Here is a 15641-nt window from a genome sequence, read left to right on the forward strand (position 1 = left end):
GCAGATCGCTCCCTACAAATCGTCGTTTAGCGATGGGACTATTTGACGGCACGGATTATTTTCTTCGTTTTTCGGAATGGAGAAAATCATGGCAAACGCCATCATTCGCAAGGGCGACTCGACTTCGCACGGCGGCACCGTGTTGGAGGGATTCGCGACACTCAATGTGCTCGGCAAGAACGCAGCCGGCGTAGGCCATATGGTCTTATGCCCAAAGTGCAAGGGCAGTTTCCCGATCGTTCAAGGCGCAGAGAACGTCAGCTACCTCGGCAAACCCGTCGCTGTGGAGGGCATGAAGACATCGTGCGGCGCCGAACTGCAAGCGAGCCAGTCAAGCGTTCGAATCGGTACCGGCAGCAGGGCAGCCACCGCTCAGAAATCGCCACACGAATCTCGCGACGAGATCACCGAACACTGGTACAGCTTGGAGGGGGAAGATGGCACTCCAATCGAAGGCTATCGCTTTGACGTGTATCAAAACGAGAAACTCATGGCACATCAGGCCAGTTTCTCAGAAGGAAGGAGCACAGTCTTTACCGGCGAAAACTCAAGCATGGTGCTATGGCTAGCCAAAGAAGGGGGGCAGCCATGAACGAAAAGACGACAGAAACAAACCAGAAACCCATCGATCCAGAGGTCCGACTTCTAGCCGCTATTGCTTATGGGGAATCATCTACCCAGAACAACGCCGATGAGATGTATGCGCTTGCCAGCATTCTAAAAAGACAACGGGATGCGCGACGCTATTCGTCAATGGCTGAATTGGTTCGTGGAGAGTCGAGTTTCAGTTATGTCGTAGGTGACGGGAACCCGCGATTTCAGAAATTCAAAGGTGCCACGGATGCACAGGTTCTGATAGACCCGGCGATGAAGGTTGCGGTCGCAGCGGCGGAGAATGCGCTAGCGAACGGTCCAGACAGATCAAACGGCGCATGGTTCTGGGACGGAGCAGATATCAAAAAGAACTATGAAACACACTTCAAGGTGAAGAATGGCATCCGATTTACACACTCCTCACACAACATCTACTCCCTCAAGGAATCCTCGAAGTTGGTCATAAAATACAAGACAACCAAAAAAACTGTAGACGGGAAGTCCTCCATTCAAAAGGAAGAAATCTACCGGTACGACCATATTTATCAATCGACCGCGGCTCACGGAGGAACAATTTTTTGGAAGCAAAATCCAGATTATCTGAAATACACAAAGGCAAAGGAACATAAGTGAGGCTGCTTCTATTCTCACTCTCTCTGCTCTCGATCTCAGATCCTGTCTCAGCTGCCGCCGTTCCGTCGGAAAACATCATCAAGAGTTGCCTCCATGCGAAGGCGCTGCCACCTATTTCGCAGCTAGAAATCGAAACGACCGAGATTTTCTTTCAGCCCGATTATCGGCCCGGTTATTCGACCGAGTACGTCGTCTTTCGCGGCAAGGAAGTGGGTTACGCCACCTCCCGGCGCGGCGGAGCCATCCTGTATGACGGAAGACTTCACCCTATCCGAAGGTCCACCACGTTGGTGCAGACCAGGTCCAGGCAGAAACCGGAAGTCCGTCTTGAGCTGGCGGGCTGGTCTCTGATACGAGAGGGCCGGGAGGAGTATCTCTGCGTAGCTGATCATTTCGATGGACTCGGACGTAGCGGAAGCTTCCAGAAGGTCAGATATGCCTATTTGCTGAACACGCGGAAGAACGCAGGACTCTTCTTCGTCGATGGTCTGGTGGACTGAAATTCATCCTTGCCCAGCCAGACCCTCATCGACATTTGCCAGCAAGCGGGCTGTCCCTGACGAGCTTGTCTTTCCTTCTGCTCATCCTGAAACAAAAAGGGCTGACCTGTCGGTCAGCCCTCCACTTCATTCAACGCCATCACGCGCCATGCCGGAATTTACTCTGTCAGGATGCGATGGTGGAAGCGCAGATGATCTTCCACAAAGCTCTGGATGAAGTAATACCCGTGGTCGTAACCCTCATGCCGGCGCAGCGTCAACGGTTGTGAAGCCTCGCGGCAGGCGGCCTCGATGCGTTCTGGCAGCAGTTGCTCCAGCAGGAATTTGTCGGCCAGGCCCTGGTCGATCAGGATGCCCTGCGGGAAGGGAGCGTAGAGCTTGCGCATCAGTTCGCTGGCGTCATGCTGCTGCCAGCTTTCCTGATCCGGGCCGAGGTAGTTGCCGAAGGCCTTCTGGCCCCAGGGGCAGTGCAGTGGCGCCGCAATCGGCGCAAAGGCGGAGACCGAGCGGTAGAGCTCGCGATGACGCAAGGCCAGCGTGAGCGCGCCATGCCCACCCATGGAATGGCCGAAGATGCCCATGCGTTGCGGGTCGGCCGGGAAATTCTCCAGCACGGCCTGGCGCAGGTCGTCCACCACATAGCTCTCCATGCGGTAATGCCGATCCCACGGCGCCTGGGTGGCGTCGAGGTAGAAACCCGCCCCTACGCCGAAATCCCAGCTGTCGCTTTCACCCGCAACGCCTGCTCCGCGCGGGCTGGTGTCCGAGCTCACCAGGATCATGCCCAGCTCGGCCGCGACGCGTTGCGCACCAGCCTTGATCATGAAGGTTTCTTCGGTACAGGTCAGTCCGGCCAGGTAGAACAGCACCGGCAGCTTGCCGCCGGTGCGGGCCTGCGGTGGCACGAAGACCGAGAACCGCATGTCCAGGCCGATGGCCGGCGAGGCATGGCGGTAATAGCCCTGCACGCCGCCGAAACAGCCGTGCTCGGAGAGTTTCTCCAGCATCGCGCGCTCCTCAGAACTCGACCACAGAGCGGATCGATTCACCGCTCTTCATCAGGTCGAAGCCTTCGTTGATGCGCTCCAGGGGCAGCTTGTGCGTGATCAGGTCGTCGATGTTGAGCTTGCCTTCCATGTACCAGTCGACGATCTTGGGCACGTCAGTACGACCGCGCGCGCCGCCGAAGGCCGAGCCCTTCCAGACACGGCCGGTCACCAGCTGGAACGGACGGGTGGAGATTTCCTGGCCGGCTGCTGCCACGCCGATGATGATGGACTGACCCCAGCCCTTGTGGCAGCACTCCAGCGACTGGCGCATGGTGGTGGTGTTGCCGATGCACTCGAAGCTGTAGTCGGCGCCGCCGTCGGTGAGACCAATGATGGCATCGACCACGTTGGGGACGTCCTTGGGATTGATGAAGTCGGTCATGCCGAACTTGCGGGCCATGGCTTCACGCGCCGGGTTCAGGTCCACGCCGATGATCTTGTTGGCGCCGACCATCTTGGCTGCCTGGATCACGTTCAAGCCAATGCCGCCCAGGCCGAACACCACCACGTTGGCACCCGCCTCCACCTTGGCGGTGAACAGCACAGCGCCCACACCGGTGGTGACGCCACAGCCGATGTAGCAGACCTTGTCGAAGGGGGCATCGGAACGGATCTTGGCCAGGGCGATTTCCGGGACCACGATGTAGTTGGAGAAGGTCGAGGTGCCCATGTAGTGGAACAGGGGCTTGCCGTCCAGCGAGAAGCGGCTGGTGGCGTCGGGCATCAGGCCGCGGCCCTGGGTGGCGCGGATGGCCTGGCACAGGTTGGTCTTCTGCGAGAGGCAGAACTTGCACTCGCGGCATTCCGGGGTGTACAGGGGGATGACGTGGTCGTCCTTCTTGAGCGACTTCACGCCCGGGCCGACGTCGACCACCACGCCCGCGCCTTCATGGCCGAGGATGGCGGGGAAGATGCCCTCCGGGTCGGCGCCGGAGAGCGTGTAGTAGTCGGTATGGCAGATGCCGGTGGCCTTGATCTCGACCAGGACTTCGCCGGCCTTGGGGCCGCCGAGTTCGACTTCCTCGATGGTCAAGGGCTTGCCTGCCTGCCATGCTACCGCTGCTCTTGTCTTCATAGGGATGGGTCCTTTATCTGGTAATGGGGAATGCGTGGAGGTAACCTGGGATGGGTGCATCTTGCTCAGCCTCAACTGCGGCGGCGATCAGGGTTGCACTCAGCTGCTGAGGTACTGGCGTACTGAGATGCTGTGATCCCGGACGCAGTATTATCGCATTGCAAACGAAAATGCAGTTGCCGCATCGCGGTACTGAATTTTTACGAGTCATCTTGATGTCAGAACAAGTGAAAATTTCCGCCTGACATGAAAAACCTGCTGTCGCGTTGCGGCATCGCCGCCACGATAATGACAAAGCCTTTGGCTTGGGTTAAGGTTGCTACAAAACAAACGATAGCAGGGGACGGCCAGCGCGCCGCAGCGCCTCAAGCACGACAGGGCAAGGCAGGGACAAGCAAGGACAAGGCAAGAGCAGGGCCGGAGCAATAACGACATCCAGGGTAGCGAGCGCAGATGGCCCTGTTCCAACCATGCGCATCTGCCGACCATCATCTGGTTGTACGCAATACGACAAGACGCATCAAGCGCAGCATCAGACGGGATGGCATACTGTCATCCTTCGTATCAGCAAGTGGGGGCATCCACGTAATTTTGGCGTAAGCAACGGTCACTATGGTGACCGCCTGCGGCGATGTGTTGTGCCAGCAGCTTGGCACAGGACGTCAACGGCAGGAAAAATGCGCCTTGCGTGAGAGAGCTGTCGAACGGTCGTCCGGCAGGCGTCGGACGAATGGATGAGCAGCACCAAGCTGCCTAACGACAGGTGATGTGATAGTTGGTCACATGGGAAAACAGAACAAATCACCGGGACGCACGGGGTATACCCTGAAGACCTTGCTGCTGTTCGTCGGCTTCGTCGGGTCGTTCATCGTGGTACAGACATGGTGGGAAATCCGCCAGGACCGGCAGTTGACCATCGATTCCGAACGCGCCAGTTCGATGGCCGCCGTGCGCAGCGTGCAAGAGCATGCCGAGCGCGTCTTCGGCGACCTCGACAAGATGCTGTGGAATACCGCCGAGCACATCCAGGGTGCCGGCCCCGACCTGCTGGACGACGACCAGGCCCTGTACCACCTGCTCTCGGAGATGCAGCAGCGCCTGCCTACGGTGATGGTGCTGCGTTATGTGGATCGCAACGGCAATACCCGCGCCAGTTCGCTGCGCGCCTTCGATACCACCAGCATTCCCGAGGATCGCAAGCTGACCTTTGTCGACGGCAATCCGGCGCGCCCCACCCTGTTCGTCGGCCAGCTCATGCGCAGCCGCTACAACCGCGAACTGGTGTTGCCGGTGGCGATGAACCTGTTCGATCGCAGCGCCCGGCCGATCGGCTTGCTGGTGGCCGAATTGCGGGCCGCCACCTTCTTCGATTTCTACAAGCGCATCACCAACTTCGAGGCCATCGTCTCGCTGCGTTCGGAGAGCGGCTCGATGATGCTGCGCTCCCCCTACGAGGAACGCTGGCTGAACGTGAGCCTGGCCGACGCCAAGAGCATGGGGCGCATCCGGGCCGGCGCCGAGGAAGGGGCCTTCGAGGAAATCTCCCACCTGACCGGCGAATCGCTGCTGTTCTCCTACAAGCGGCTGGACAAGTGGTCGCTGGTGGCGGTCTACGCGCGCCGCATGGAAGACGTGCTGGCGCCCTGGCGCAGCCGTACCGAGAACCGCATCCTGCTGACCACGGGGATACTCGGTTTCATCCTGATCGCGCTGATTTCCTTCCTGGTCTACTACCGCTACCAGCGGCGCCTGGACCACGCATTGTCGGCCAGTGAATATCGCTATCGCAAACTCTATGAGGAGGGCAGCGATCCCATCGTGCTGATTTCGTCGGAGCTGCGCTACCTGGACTGCAATGCCGCCGCACTGCGCTTTTTCGGCGTGCCGGACAAGGAGCGCATCATCGGCCGCAAGGTCGGCCTGTTCTCACGCCAAAAGGCCAGGACGGCAGAGCAGCCGGATATCGATGAGCTGGTCGGGCGCGTGCTCTCCGGCCAGCCACAGCAGTTCGAGTGGGTGACCGTACGACGCAACAAGATCATCCACACCGACGTCACGCTGAACCGGGCCGAGTTCGAGCGCGGCTATGCGATCTTCGCCATCCTGCGTGACATCAGTGCCCGCAAGCGCGCCGAACTGCTGCAAAGCGAGCAGAACCGGGTGCTGCACATGGTCATGGCCGATGAAGACCTGGATGGCATCCTCAACGAAATCGTCGGCTTTGCCGATGCCCAGATTCCCTACGGCGCCAGTTGCGTGATGCTGGTCAACGAGCAGGCTTCGCATTTCACCACCGTCTTGAGCCGGCGTTATCCGCCCCGCCTGTTGCGGGCGCTGCAGGGCATGCCGATCCGGCACGGTTGCGGCGTCGGCGCGGAGGCGGCGCTGCGACGCGGGCCCTGCATCGTCACGGATATCGCGCGCGATCCGGTGAGCGAACACCTGCGGGTGCTGATCGATGTGGAGGTCTATCCCTCCTGCGGCGCCTGGCCCATCATCGGTAAAGAGGGGCAATTGCTGGGCGTGTTTGCCGCCCTGCTCAAGGAAAACCAGGCCCCCAGCAATGAATACCTGCAACTGGCCAATATCGCGGCCGACCTGGCCAGCGTGGCCATCGAAAGCCGTCGCGCCGACGAACGCATCCGCCACCTGGCGCACTACGATGAACTGACGGGCCTGCCCAACCGCTTCCTGTGCACCCAGCACGTTTCCAATGCCATCACCCACGCAGAACACCGCAATGGCATGGTAGCGGTGCTGCTGATGGACCTGGACCGTTTCAAGAACATCAACGATACCTTCGGTCACGAGGCTGGCGAGGCGGTGCTGCAGGAAATCGCCCAGCGCTTCCGCAACAGCCTGCGCGAACTGGACATCCTGGCCCGGGTGGGCGGGGACGAGTTCATCGTGCTGGTGGATGACTTCGACGATCCGCTGCAACTGGGCGAGATCGCGCAGAAGCTGCTCTCCGAGGCACGCAAGCCCTTCATCATCGATGGCCAGGAAGCCATGCTGTCGGCCAGTATCGGCATCGCCACCTATCCCGGCGATGGCGACAATGCGCAGACCCTGATCAAGAACGCCGATATCGCCATGTACCGTGCCAAGCACCATGGCAAGGACGACTATCGCTTCTTCTCCGACGAGGTCAACACCAATACGGTGGAGCGCATCGCCCTGGAAGCCGAGCTGCGCCGCGCCATCGAGCGCGCCGAATTCGTGGTGCACTACCAGCCCAAGATCAACCTGGCCAGCGGCAGCATCGTCGGCGCCGAGGCGCTGGTGCGCTGGCAGCACCCGGTACGCGGTCTGTTGCCCCCGGGCGAATTCATCCCGCTGGCAGAAGAGACGCGCCTGATCGACCAGATCGGACTGGAGGTGCTGGACGTGGCCTGCCGCGACATCGGCCTGATGCTGGAGCGCAACCTGGAATGCGGACGCATCTCCATCAACCTCACCGGCAGCCAGTTCGGCGACGAACACCTGCTCGACGACATCAAGTCGGTGGTGGCGCGCCACGGCACACCACCGGCCTGCCTGGAATTCGAGATCACCGAAAGCATGGTGATGCACAATCGCGACCAGGCCATTGCCATCATGGATGGCATCCGCGCCGAGGGCTTCACCATCTCCATCGACGACTTCGGCACCGGCTACTCGTCACTGGCTTACCTGAAGCGCTTCCCGGTCAATACCCTGAAGATCGACAAGTCCTTCATCAACGACATCCCCGATGACGCCAACAGCAGCGCCATCGTGCAGGCCATCATCGCCATGAGCCATGCCTTGAACCTGAAGGTGGTGACCGAAGGCGTGGAGACCGAAAAGCAGTTGCAGGCTCTGCGCGAATTCGGTTCGGACGAATACCAGGGCTATTACTTCAGCAAGCCGGTTCCCTATGTGCAGTTCCTGCAGATGCTGCTGACGCAGCAGCAGGCGCTGCGGCAGGCGGCGCAGGCCCTGGTCATCGAAGGCAGCCCGCCCTGAGCGCTGCCCCTGCCCTCCCCCCGGCTCTTGCCTCTGCCCTCACTGCGAAGATCGCGAACTGAGCCGGTCGACCTGGTACAGCGAGGGGAACAGGCGAATCCACAACAGCACGATGATCACCGTGCCGATGCCCCCGATCAGCACCGCCGGCACCGCACCGAACCAGGCTGCGGTCAGCCCCGATTCGAACTCCCCCAGCTGGTTGGAGGTGCCGATGAAGACCGAATTGACGGCCGACACCCGGCCGCGCATGGCGTCCGGTGTCTCCAGCTGGACGAAGGACGAGCGCACCACCACGCTGATCATGTCGGCCGCGCCCAGCACCGCCAGCGCGGCCAGCGACAGCGGGAACCAGTGTGAGAGGCCAAAGACGATGGTCGCCATCCCGAACACCGCGACAGCAATGAACATGGTGCGGCCCACGCGACCGCCCAGGGGCCGGCGCGCCAGCCACAGGGCCACCACCAGCGCACCGGCCGCAGGCGCCGAGCGCAGCAGGCCCAGGCCGGCGGCACCGGTATGCAGGATGTCATTGGCATAGACCGGCAGCAAGGCGGTGGCGCCGCCCAGCAGAACGGCAAACATGTCCAGCGAAATGGCGCCGAAGATGGCCGGCTTACTGCGAATGAAGGCCAGGCCGGCGAATACCGATGACAGGCTGGCACCGGTCGGCTTGGCGGCAGCCGCAGCAGATGCAGTGGCTGACGCGGGTCGCCGGATCAAGGACAGCAGCAGGCTGCACAGGGCGAACAGGGCGCAACTGCTGGCGTACACCACGGCCGGTCCGGCCACGTAGAGCAGGCCGCCCAGCGCCGGGCCGATGATGATGGCGAACTGGGTGGCCGACGCCGAGCCGGCCACCGCGCCCGGCAAGGCGCGGGGCGACATCAGGCTGGGCAGCAGGGCCGACATGGTCGGCTTGGAGAATGCGCGACCGGCACCGATGACGGCGACGATGGCGAAGATCATCTCGCGATTGAGCCAGCCTCCGATGCTGCCCAAGGCCAGCGTGGCCGCAGCCAGGGCCTCCACCAGCGCGCTGATGCGGGCCACATTGCGCCGGTCATGGCGATCGGCCACATGGCCGACCACGAACACCAGGAACAGCGAGGGAATGAACTGCACCAGTCCGACGATACCCAGGTCGAAGGCGCTGTGCGTGAGCTGGTAGACCTGCCAGCCGACCGCCACGATCTGCATCTGCAGCGCGATGGTGGAGGCCACGCTGGCGCACCAGAACAATTTGAAGGGGGTGTGGTGACGCAAAGGCTGCTGGTCGTCGCCGGCCTGGTCGGGCTGCTCGGTGGTACTGGTGGATGACATGTCTGGATGTGGAGATTGGGCGATGTGGACCGGAACAGCAGACTGTGAGCGGCTGCACCGGCATCACGCAGACGGTCTTGGCGCCGCTGCGGCCCTGCCCTGCAAGGCAGGTCGGGCGCAGATATACTACCCGATCCCGCGCCCGCCGGCTGAAGCAGGCCCCCATCTGCGATCGACGCTGAAGTCGGCGCCGCAGTCGGCCAATTACAAGGAGAACCAATATGCAGTACCGCCAACTCGGCCGCACCGACATCAAGGTCAGCCAGATCACCCTGGGGACCATGACCTGGGGTGAACAGAACAGCGAAGCCGAGGCCCACTCGCAACTCGATCTGGCCGTTGAACGCGGCATCAACCTGATCGATGCCGCCGAGATGTATCCGGTGCCACCCAAGCCGGAAACGCAGGGCCTGACCGAGCGCTATCTCGGTACCTGGCTCAAGAAGTCCGGCCAGCGCGACCGTCTGCTCATCGCCACCAAATGCACCGGCCCGGCACGCAAGCCGCACAACCCGCGTCATATCCGCGGCGGCATCAACAACCTGGACCGCAAGGGCTTGACCGAGGCCTTGCATGGCAGCCTGGAGCGCCTGCAACTGGATCACGTGGACCTGTACCAGCTGCACTGGCCGGACCGTAGTGTGAACAGCTTCGGCCAGCTCGGCTACCAGCACGTGGACGACGAGAGCACGGTACCGGTCGAGGAGACGCTCAAGGTCCTGAGCGAATTCGTGAAGGCGGGCAAGATCCGCACCATCGGCCTGTCCAACGAAACCGCCTGGGGCGTGGCTCAATTCCTGCGCGCGGCCGAGCAGCACGGGCTGGAGCGCATTGTCACGATCCAGAATCCCTACAACCTGCTCAACCGCAGTTTCGAGATCAACCTGGCCGAGTTCGCCCATCGCGAACAGGTCGGTCTGCTGGCCTATTCGCCGCTGGCCTTCGGCATGTTGAGCGGCAAGTATCTTGACGGCGCCCGCCCTGCCGGAGGCCGCCTGACGCTGTTCGAGCGCTTTGTGCGCTATACCAATCCGCAAGCCGAACGCGCCACGGCCGAGTACGTCGCCCTGGCCCGCAAGCACGGCCTGGACCCGGCGCAGATGGCTCTGGCCTATGTGAACAGCCGTTCCTTCCTGACCTCCAACATCATTGGCGCCACCACGCTGGACCAGCTGCGCAGCAATATCGACAGTGCCCAGTTGGAGTTGAGTGAGGAAGTGCTGGCAGGGATCGAGGCGATCCATCGCGCGCAGCCGAATCCGGCGCCCTGACGCCTGCTTGGCGCGAGCAACAAAAAACCGGCGACGCGCCGGTTTTTTTGTGTCATCACATCGCTCAAACGAGCAAGCAATTTTCAGTCGCCGCTGCTTTCAGTGGCCACGGCCGCTTGCACCTGCTCCTCGCGGGCACCGTAGCGCGCCGCCATCACCGCACACACCATCAACTGGATCTGGTGGAACAGCATCACCGGCAGCAGCACCATGCCGATGGCGCCGCTGGAGAACAGCACCTTGGCCATCGGTACGCCCGAGGCAAGGCTCTTCTTGGAGCCGCAGAAGACGATGGTGATCTCGTCTTCCTTGTTGAACCCGAGGCGGCGGCTGCCGAAGGTGGTGATGCCCATGATGATGGCCAGCAGCACGGCATTGATCACCAGCAGCGCCACCAGCATGGACACCGGCACCTGGTGCCACAACCCTTGCACCACGGCTTCGCTGAAGGCCACGTAGACCACCAGCAGGATGGAGCTCTGGTCGACGAACTTGAGCCAGGACTTGTTGCGCTCGATCCAGCGGCCGATCCAGGGACGGGCGATCTGGCCGGCTACGAAGGGCAGCAACAATTGATAAACGATTTTCAGGATCGAATCCAGCGAGGAGTGTCCGCCGCTGTCATGCGCCACCACCAGCACGCCCACTAATAGCGGCGTGAGGAAAATGCCCAGCAGGTTGGAGGCGGAGGCAGCGCAGATGGCCGCCGGCACGTTGCCGCGCGCCACCGAGGTAAAGGCGATGGAAGACTGTACGGTGGAAGGCAGCACGCACAGGAACAGCAGGCCCAGGTACAGCTCGGGCGTGATGAACTGCAGCAGCACGGGCTTCAACAACAGGCCGATCAGCGGAAACAGTGCGAAGGTGCAGAGCAATACCGTCACATGCAGCTTCCAGTGGGTGAAGCCGGCTACCACCGCCTCACGCGAGAGCTTGGCGCCATGCATGAAGAACAGCAGGCCGATCATGAAGGTGGTCAGGCCATCGAAGGCCTCGGCCACCTGGCCGGTACAGGGAAGGAAGGATGCTGTGAGCACGACGGCCAGCAGCATCAGGGTCATGTTGTCGGGCAGGAAGCGGGGACGGGCCATGGCGGTATCGATTCTGTTGTAATGGTATGACCCGTGCCGGGGCGCGGGCAAACCGCCATTTTACGTGAGAGGCGCCGTCCCTTGCAGTACCGCAGGAGGCGATGCGGCTCAGGCCTTGCGCACGAATTCGGTCTTCAGGCCCATGGAGCCGAAGCCGTCGATCTTGCAGTCGATATCGTGGTCGCCCTCGACCAGGCGGATGTTCTTGACCTTGGTCCCCATCTTGACCACGCCACCACCGCCCTTCAGTTTCAGGTCCTTGATGACGGTGACCGTATCGCCATCCTGCAGCACGTTGCCGGATGCATCGCGCCAGACGCGGGCCTGTTCGGCGGCGGGAGTCGCCTGGGCGCTCCATTCATGGCCGCATTCCGGGCAGACCAGCTGGTTGCCGTCCTCGTAGGTGAATTCGGACTGGCATTGGGGACAGGCGGGCAAGGTGCTCATGAAAACTCCGGCAATTAGCGTGAAAAGGCAGCGATTGTACTGCTTCAACCGCCAACTACACCATGATCCTGCTCATCTTCGCCATCGAAAACACGAAAAAAACGGCAGATCCGCCTGGGCAGACCTGCCGTCTTTGGTGTTGACTTCGCTGCTGCGTCCCTGCTTACCAGCCCCAGAACATCAGCCACCAGGCGGTATTGACCAGGGCCAGGCCACCGATCAAGGGCAGCATCGCCAGCCATTGCCGGCCCCACCCGTCGGCGTGGCGCGCGACCACTTTCCAGCACAGCCACAGGCTCCACAAGGTCATGGCAGCCAGCAAGGCGGCGCGCACGTCATTGGCCCAGTACACCGGCCAGTGCTCGGCACGCAACAGGCTGATGGTGGTCGCCGACAGGCCAATGAAGACGCCGCAACCGGCCAGCGGGATCAGGGCCTGCACCAGGTGGTTGAAGCGGCCCCATTCCCATTTGCCCAGCAGCCGTGTGGCCAGGGCGAACAGGAATGCCACTCCGCTGCCCAGCACGAGGCCGGTAGTGAGGATGTAGCCGACCACCATGGCGCCATCCAGCCAGGTGAAGACATCGCTTTGCTGCGGGTAGTTGGTCAGCAGCCACCACGGCGCCTGGGTGCCGAAGGGCCACATGATGTCGCGGTCGATCAGCCAGGTGGCGATGTCCTGCTTAATGGCGATGAACCAGGGGCTCACGGTCCAGTGGAAGGCGCCGATGGCGATACCCAGCAGGCCGTACAGCACCAGTGCGCTTTCCCAGAGATTGTTGTGGGTCTTGCCGAACTGCACCACTTCCACGGCCGGCGGACGGAAGGTCAGGGCGATGGCGTCGCGGTGGCCGCTGCAGCGACCGCACATATGGCAATCGGATGCGCCCTTCATGTTGCGCAGCGGGACCAGCGGCGCGCAGTTGATGGGAATGATCTTGTGTTCGGGATGGTAGGAGGCGCGCCAGGCCGCTTCATCGACCTTGTAGTGAAGCGGCGCCAGCTTGGCCAGCAGGCCGAAGACGCCGTTGACCGGGCACAGGTACTTGCACCAGACGCGCTTGTCGCGACCATAGAGGTAGCCGACGATCATGGCCCCCACGGTGGAACCGCCCAGCACCAGCAGTACCGCCTTGGGATACTGGTAGACGCTGACCATCTGGCCGTAGACGGTGGTCAGGGCGAACGCCACGAAGGGCCAGCCGCCCCAGCGTATCCATTTTGGAATGGCCTTGCCGCGGCCGTGCTTGCTGGCGAATTCGGTGAGTGCACCTTCAGGGCAGAGCACGCCACACCAGACGCGCCCCATCAGCACCATGCTCACCAGCACAAAGGGCCACCAGATGCCCCAGAAGGCGAACTGGGCGATCAGGGTCAGGTTGGACCACAGGTGGGCGGTTTCGTCAGGCAGAGGGAGGAACACCGGGACCAGGATCAGCAGCGCATACACGGCCACCACGATCCATTGCAGGCCTCGGATGAATGCGCCATTGCGGCGCATCCATTCTCCGGTACGCGTGAGCAGAGTCGGCGATTGCGTACAGGTCGTCATCAGGCTTCAGACTGCTTCTTGCCTCTTGCTCTTGGGCTGAGGCTGGGGTTTTCGATAGAGGGCCGAGCATACCACAGCCCAGTAAACCACATAGACGATCACCGACAGCAGCGCCGGACGGGCGCGGTAACCGGTCAGTGTGGAGACCAGGCTGCCCAGGGTGGTGGAATCATCCAGCAGCATGGAGGTGTCCCACACCGGTGCGGTCAAGGTCATGGTCCAGTTGGCCGAGGCCAGCATGTCCGAGCTTTCCAGGATCACGTCGAACAGCTTTTCCACGCCGGTGACCAGCAGACCCGCTGCCAGCAGCAACAGGATGACTTCAGTGACCTGGAAGAAACGGCGCCAGGAGAAGATCTTGCCGCCCAGCTGCAACAGATAGAAGGTCAGGAAGGCCAGGCCGAAACCGATCACGCCGGCCAGCACAAGCGAGGCCGTGCTGGCCTCCTGCTGGCCCAGGCCGATGCCGTACAGGAACACCGCGGTCTCGCTGCCTTCGCGGGCAATGGCCAGCATCACCAGCACGAACACGCCCCACCAGTTGCCACTCTCGTAGCTGGACTGCATGGAGCTTTCCATGTCCTTCTTGAGCGTGCGACCGTGCTTGCGCATCCAGAACACCATCTGCACGATCAGCACCGCCGCGATGAGCACGATGGCGATCTGGAACCAGGTCTGGGCGTCGCCCGAGAGCAGTTCCGAGAATCCCAGCAGCGCCGCGCCCAGACCGGCAGCCAGCAGCACGCCGGCAGCCACGCCGCCCCACAGATAGGGAATGCCGCGGCGCGCGCTGACGTCACCATTCTTCAGCCAGGCATACAGAATACCGACCACCAGAAGCGCCTCGACGCTCTCGCGCCAGACGATGAACATGACCTGTCCCATGAACTACCCTTCCCTAGAAACCTGGACTCCCTGCAACACCGCCGCCTACTTGGCGACGATCACGCCCTGCGGCATGTTGAGATGGAAGTCGTCGAAAAACTTGTACTCGCCCGGACGCAAGGGCGCGATCACCACGAAGGATTGCGCGCCGGGGGCAAGCACCTTTTCCTTGCGCAGTTCCACGCTCTCGAACTCGGCGGCGGACTTGCCGATGTTGTGCACCTCGATCTTGATGCGCTGACCGGCCGGCACTTCGATGCGCGGCGGAATCAGCTTGCCGTCCTGCATCTCCAGCTTGAAGGTCGGCAGGTCCGAGGCTTGTGCCTGCACGGCCGCGCCGAACAGGGTCAATGCCAGGAGGGACGAACGGACAATGCTTGCAATCATCGAAACTCCGAAAATCCTGAAAACGATATAACCGGCGCGCCGCCACGGCAGCAGGCCGGAGTCGATTCACGGGAGACGGGCCAGCGGCCCGCGCTCCACGAGGGCTTAGTAGCCGCCCTTCTTGCCGATGCCGGCGAAGGTGAAGTCATAGGTCAGTTCAAAGGTCTTGAACCACGGACCGACGCCGGTTTCCTTGTCGACGTGGCGACCGAAGTGCGCATGCTCATTGGCCTGCGGCGAAGAGATGGTCAGCTTCAGCTTGTACTTGCCCGGACCTTCCAGCTTGACGTTGTCGCCGTAGTGCGGGCCGTCGTTGGCGACCATGGGCATCATGTCACCCTTGATGGACTTGGTGGAACCGGCCTTGGTCAGTTCGTACTTGATGACCAGGTAAGGCATCCAGTCACCTTCGGCGAAACCGTTGGGATTCTTGGCCACGGCGCGGATGTCGGCTTCCAGGTGGATGTCGGATTCCTCGGCCTTGCGCATCATGCCGTCCGGTTCCATCTTCACCGGCTGCAGGTAGACGGCGTTGACTTCGAAGCCGTTCTGGATCTGCGGCTTGCCGATGGGGTATTCAGCTGCCGAGGCGGCTCCGGCGAAGGACATGCTCAGCACTGCGGCGACGGCAAGTTTCTTGAAACCGATCATTGCGTATTCTCCTGGTGGTCAAATGATAATGATTAGCATTAAGTATATCATCGTTTGAGCCAGTCTTGCTCGCCTACCTCTGCACTCTTCCAATGCAATGCTGACTGGAGTGGGCAGAAAGACAAACAAAAACGCCGCCCGAAATGACTCGGACGGCGTCTGGCGCAGGCAAGCGGCCCCTTGCTCAGGGCCCGCA

The 15641-nt window shown here is 61.7% G+C and carries 14 protein-coding genes; 5 read left to right on the forward strand and 9 right to left on the reverse strand.

Annotated features, from left to right (window positions below; translation table 11 throughout):
* Positions 1-88: 88 nt before the first annotated feature.
* The 3 genes from HWE04_RS04715 to HWE04_RS04725 are packed head-to-tail and all read left to right on the forward strand — an operon-like array spanning position 89 to position 1727.
* Complete coding sequence (locus HWE04_RS04715; protein ID WP_077236782.1) at positions 89-592, forward strand: PAAR domain-containing protein; 504 nt, start codon at positions 89-91, stop codon at positions 590-592.
* The gene (locus HWE04_RS04720; RefSeq protein WP_241811672.1) at positions 589-1227 is read left to right on the forward strand and encodes a hypothetical protein; all 639 of its coding nucleotides are present in this window, start codon (positions 589-591) and stop codon (positions 1225-1227) included. The genes HWE04_RS04715 and HWE04_RS04720 overlap by 4 nt, the downstream gene beginning before the upstream one ends.
* Positions 1224-1727, forward strand: coding sequence for a hypothetical protein (locus HWE04_RS04725; RefSeq protein WP_077236780.1), 504 nt, complete (start codon positions 1224-1226; stop codon positions 1725-1727). The genes HWE04_RS04720 and HWE04_RS04725 overlap by 4 nt, the downstream gene beginning before the upstream one ends.
* A 158-nt stretch (positions 1728-1885) precedes the next feature.
* Here HWE04_RS04725 and fghA read toward each other — a convergent pair whose 3' ends face one another.
* On the reverse strand, positions 1886-2734 hold the full coding sequence (fghA, locus tag HWE04_RS04730) for an S-formylglutathione hydrolase (protein ID WP_241811673.1): 849 nt from the start codon (positions 2732-2734) through the stop codon (positions 1886-1888).
* Between the two features lie 10 nt (positions 2735-2744).
* Positions 2745-3851, reverse strand: coding sequence for an S-(hydroxymethyl)glutathione dehydrogenase/class III alcohol dehydrogenase (locus HWE04_RS04735; protein WP_006463992.1), 1107 nt, complete (start codon positions 3849-3851; stop codon positions 2745-2747).
* A 783-nt stretch (positions 3852-4634) separates the two neighbouring features.
* On the opposite strand from HWE04_RS04735, the gene HWE04_RS04740 reads away from it, so the two are divergent.
* A complete protein-coding gene (locus tag HWE04_RS04740) occupies positions 4635-7838 on the forward strand; it encodes an EAL domain-containing protein (protein WP_241811674.1) in 3204 nt (1067 codons plus the stop codon).
* A gap of 39 nt (positions 7839-7877) precedes the next feature.
* On the opposite strand, the gene HWE04_RS04745 is transcribed toward HWE04_RS04740, so the two are convergent.
* Entirely contained in the window at positions 7878-9161 is a 1284-nt protein-coding gene (locus tag HWE04_RS04745; RefSeq protein WP_077236776.1) for an MFS transporter, read from the reverse strand.
* A gap of 221 nt (positions 9162-9382) precedes the next feature.
* Here HWE04_RS04745 and HWE04_RS04750 point away from each other — a divergent pair, with 221 nt between their 5' ends.
* On the forward strand, positions 9383-10432 hold the full coding sequence (locus tag HWE04_RS04750) for an NADP(H)-dependent aldo-keto reductase (RefSeq protein ID WP_077236775.1): 1050 nt from the start codon (positions 9383-9385) through the stop codon (positions 10430-10432).
* 83 nt (positions 10433-10515) lie between these two features.
* On the opposite strand, the gene HWE04_RS04755 is transcribed toward HWE04_RS04750, so the two are convergent.
* The 6 genes from HWE04_RS04755 to HWE04_RS04780 form a co-directional block, all read right to left on the reverse strand.
* The gene (locus tag HWE04_RS04755) at positions 10516-11523 is read right to left on the reverse strand and encodes a bile acid:sodium symporter family protein (protein ID WP_241811675.1); all 1008 of its coding nucleotides are present in this window, start codon (positions 11521-11523) and stop codon (positions 10516-10518) included.
* A 108-nt stretch (positions 11524-11631) separates the two neighbouring features.
* The gene (locus HWE04_RS04760; protein WP_006463997.1) at positions 11632-11970 is read right to left on the reverse strand and encodes a zinc ribbon domain-containing protein YjdM; all 339 of its coding nucleotides are present in this window, start codon (positions 11968-11970) and stop codon (positions 11632-11634) included.
* A gap of 163 nt (positions 11971-12133) precedes the next feature.
* Positions 12134-13471: a 4Fe-4S binding protein gene (locus tag HWE04_RS04765; protein WP_006463998.1), complete on the reverse strand. Its 1338-nt coding sequence runs from the start codon at positions 13469-13471 to the stop codon at positions 12134-12136.
* 57 nt (positions 13472-13528) lie between these two features.
* Positions 13529-14407 carry an FTR1 family iron permease gene (locus tag HWE04_RS04770; RefSeq protein ID WP_241811676.1) on the reverse strand — a complete coding sequence of 293 codons (879 nt, stop codon included), beginning with the start codon at positions 14405-14407 and terminating at the stop codon, positions 13529-13531.
* 45 nt (positions 14408-14452) lie between these two features.
* Positions 14453-14794: a cupredoxin domain-containing protein gene (locus tag HWE04_RS04775; RefSeq protein ID WP_006464000.1), complete on the reverse strand. Its 342-nt coding sequence runs from the start codon at positions 14792-14794 to the stop codon at positions 14453-14455.
* A gap of 105 nt (positions 14795-14899) precedes the next feature.
* Entirely contained in the window at positions 14900-15445 is a 546-nt protein-coding gene (locus HWE04_RS04780) for an iron transporter (protein WP_006464001.1), read from the reverse strand.
* Positions 15446-15641: the final 196 nt, after the last annotated feature.

This window comes from Herbaspirillum sp. C7C2 (assembly GCF_022627865.1).
GTDB classification, from domain to species: domain Bacteria; phylum Pseudomonadota; class Gammaproteobacteria; order Burkholderiales; family Burkholderiaceae_D; genus Herbaspirillum; species Herbaspirillum frisingense.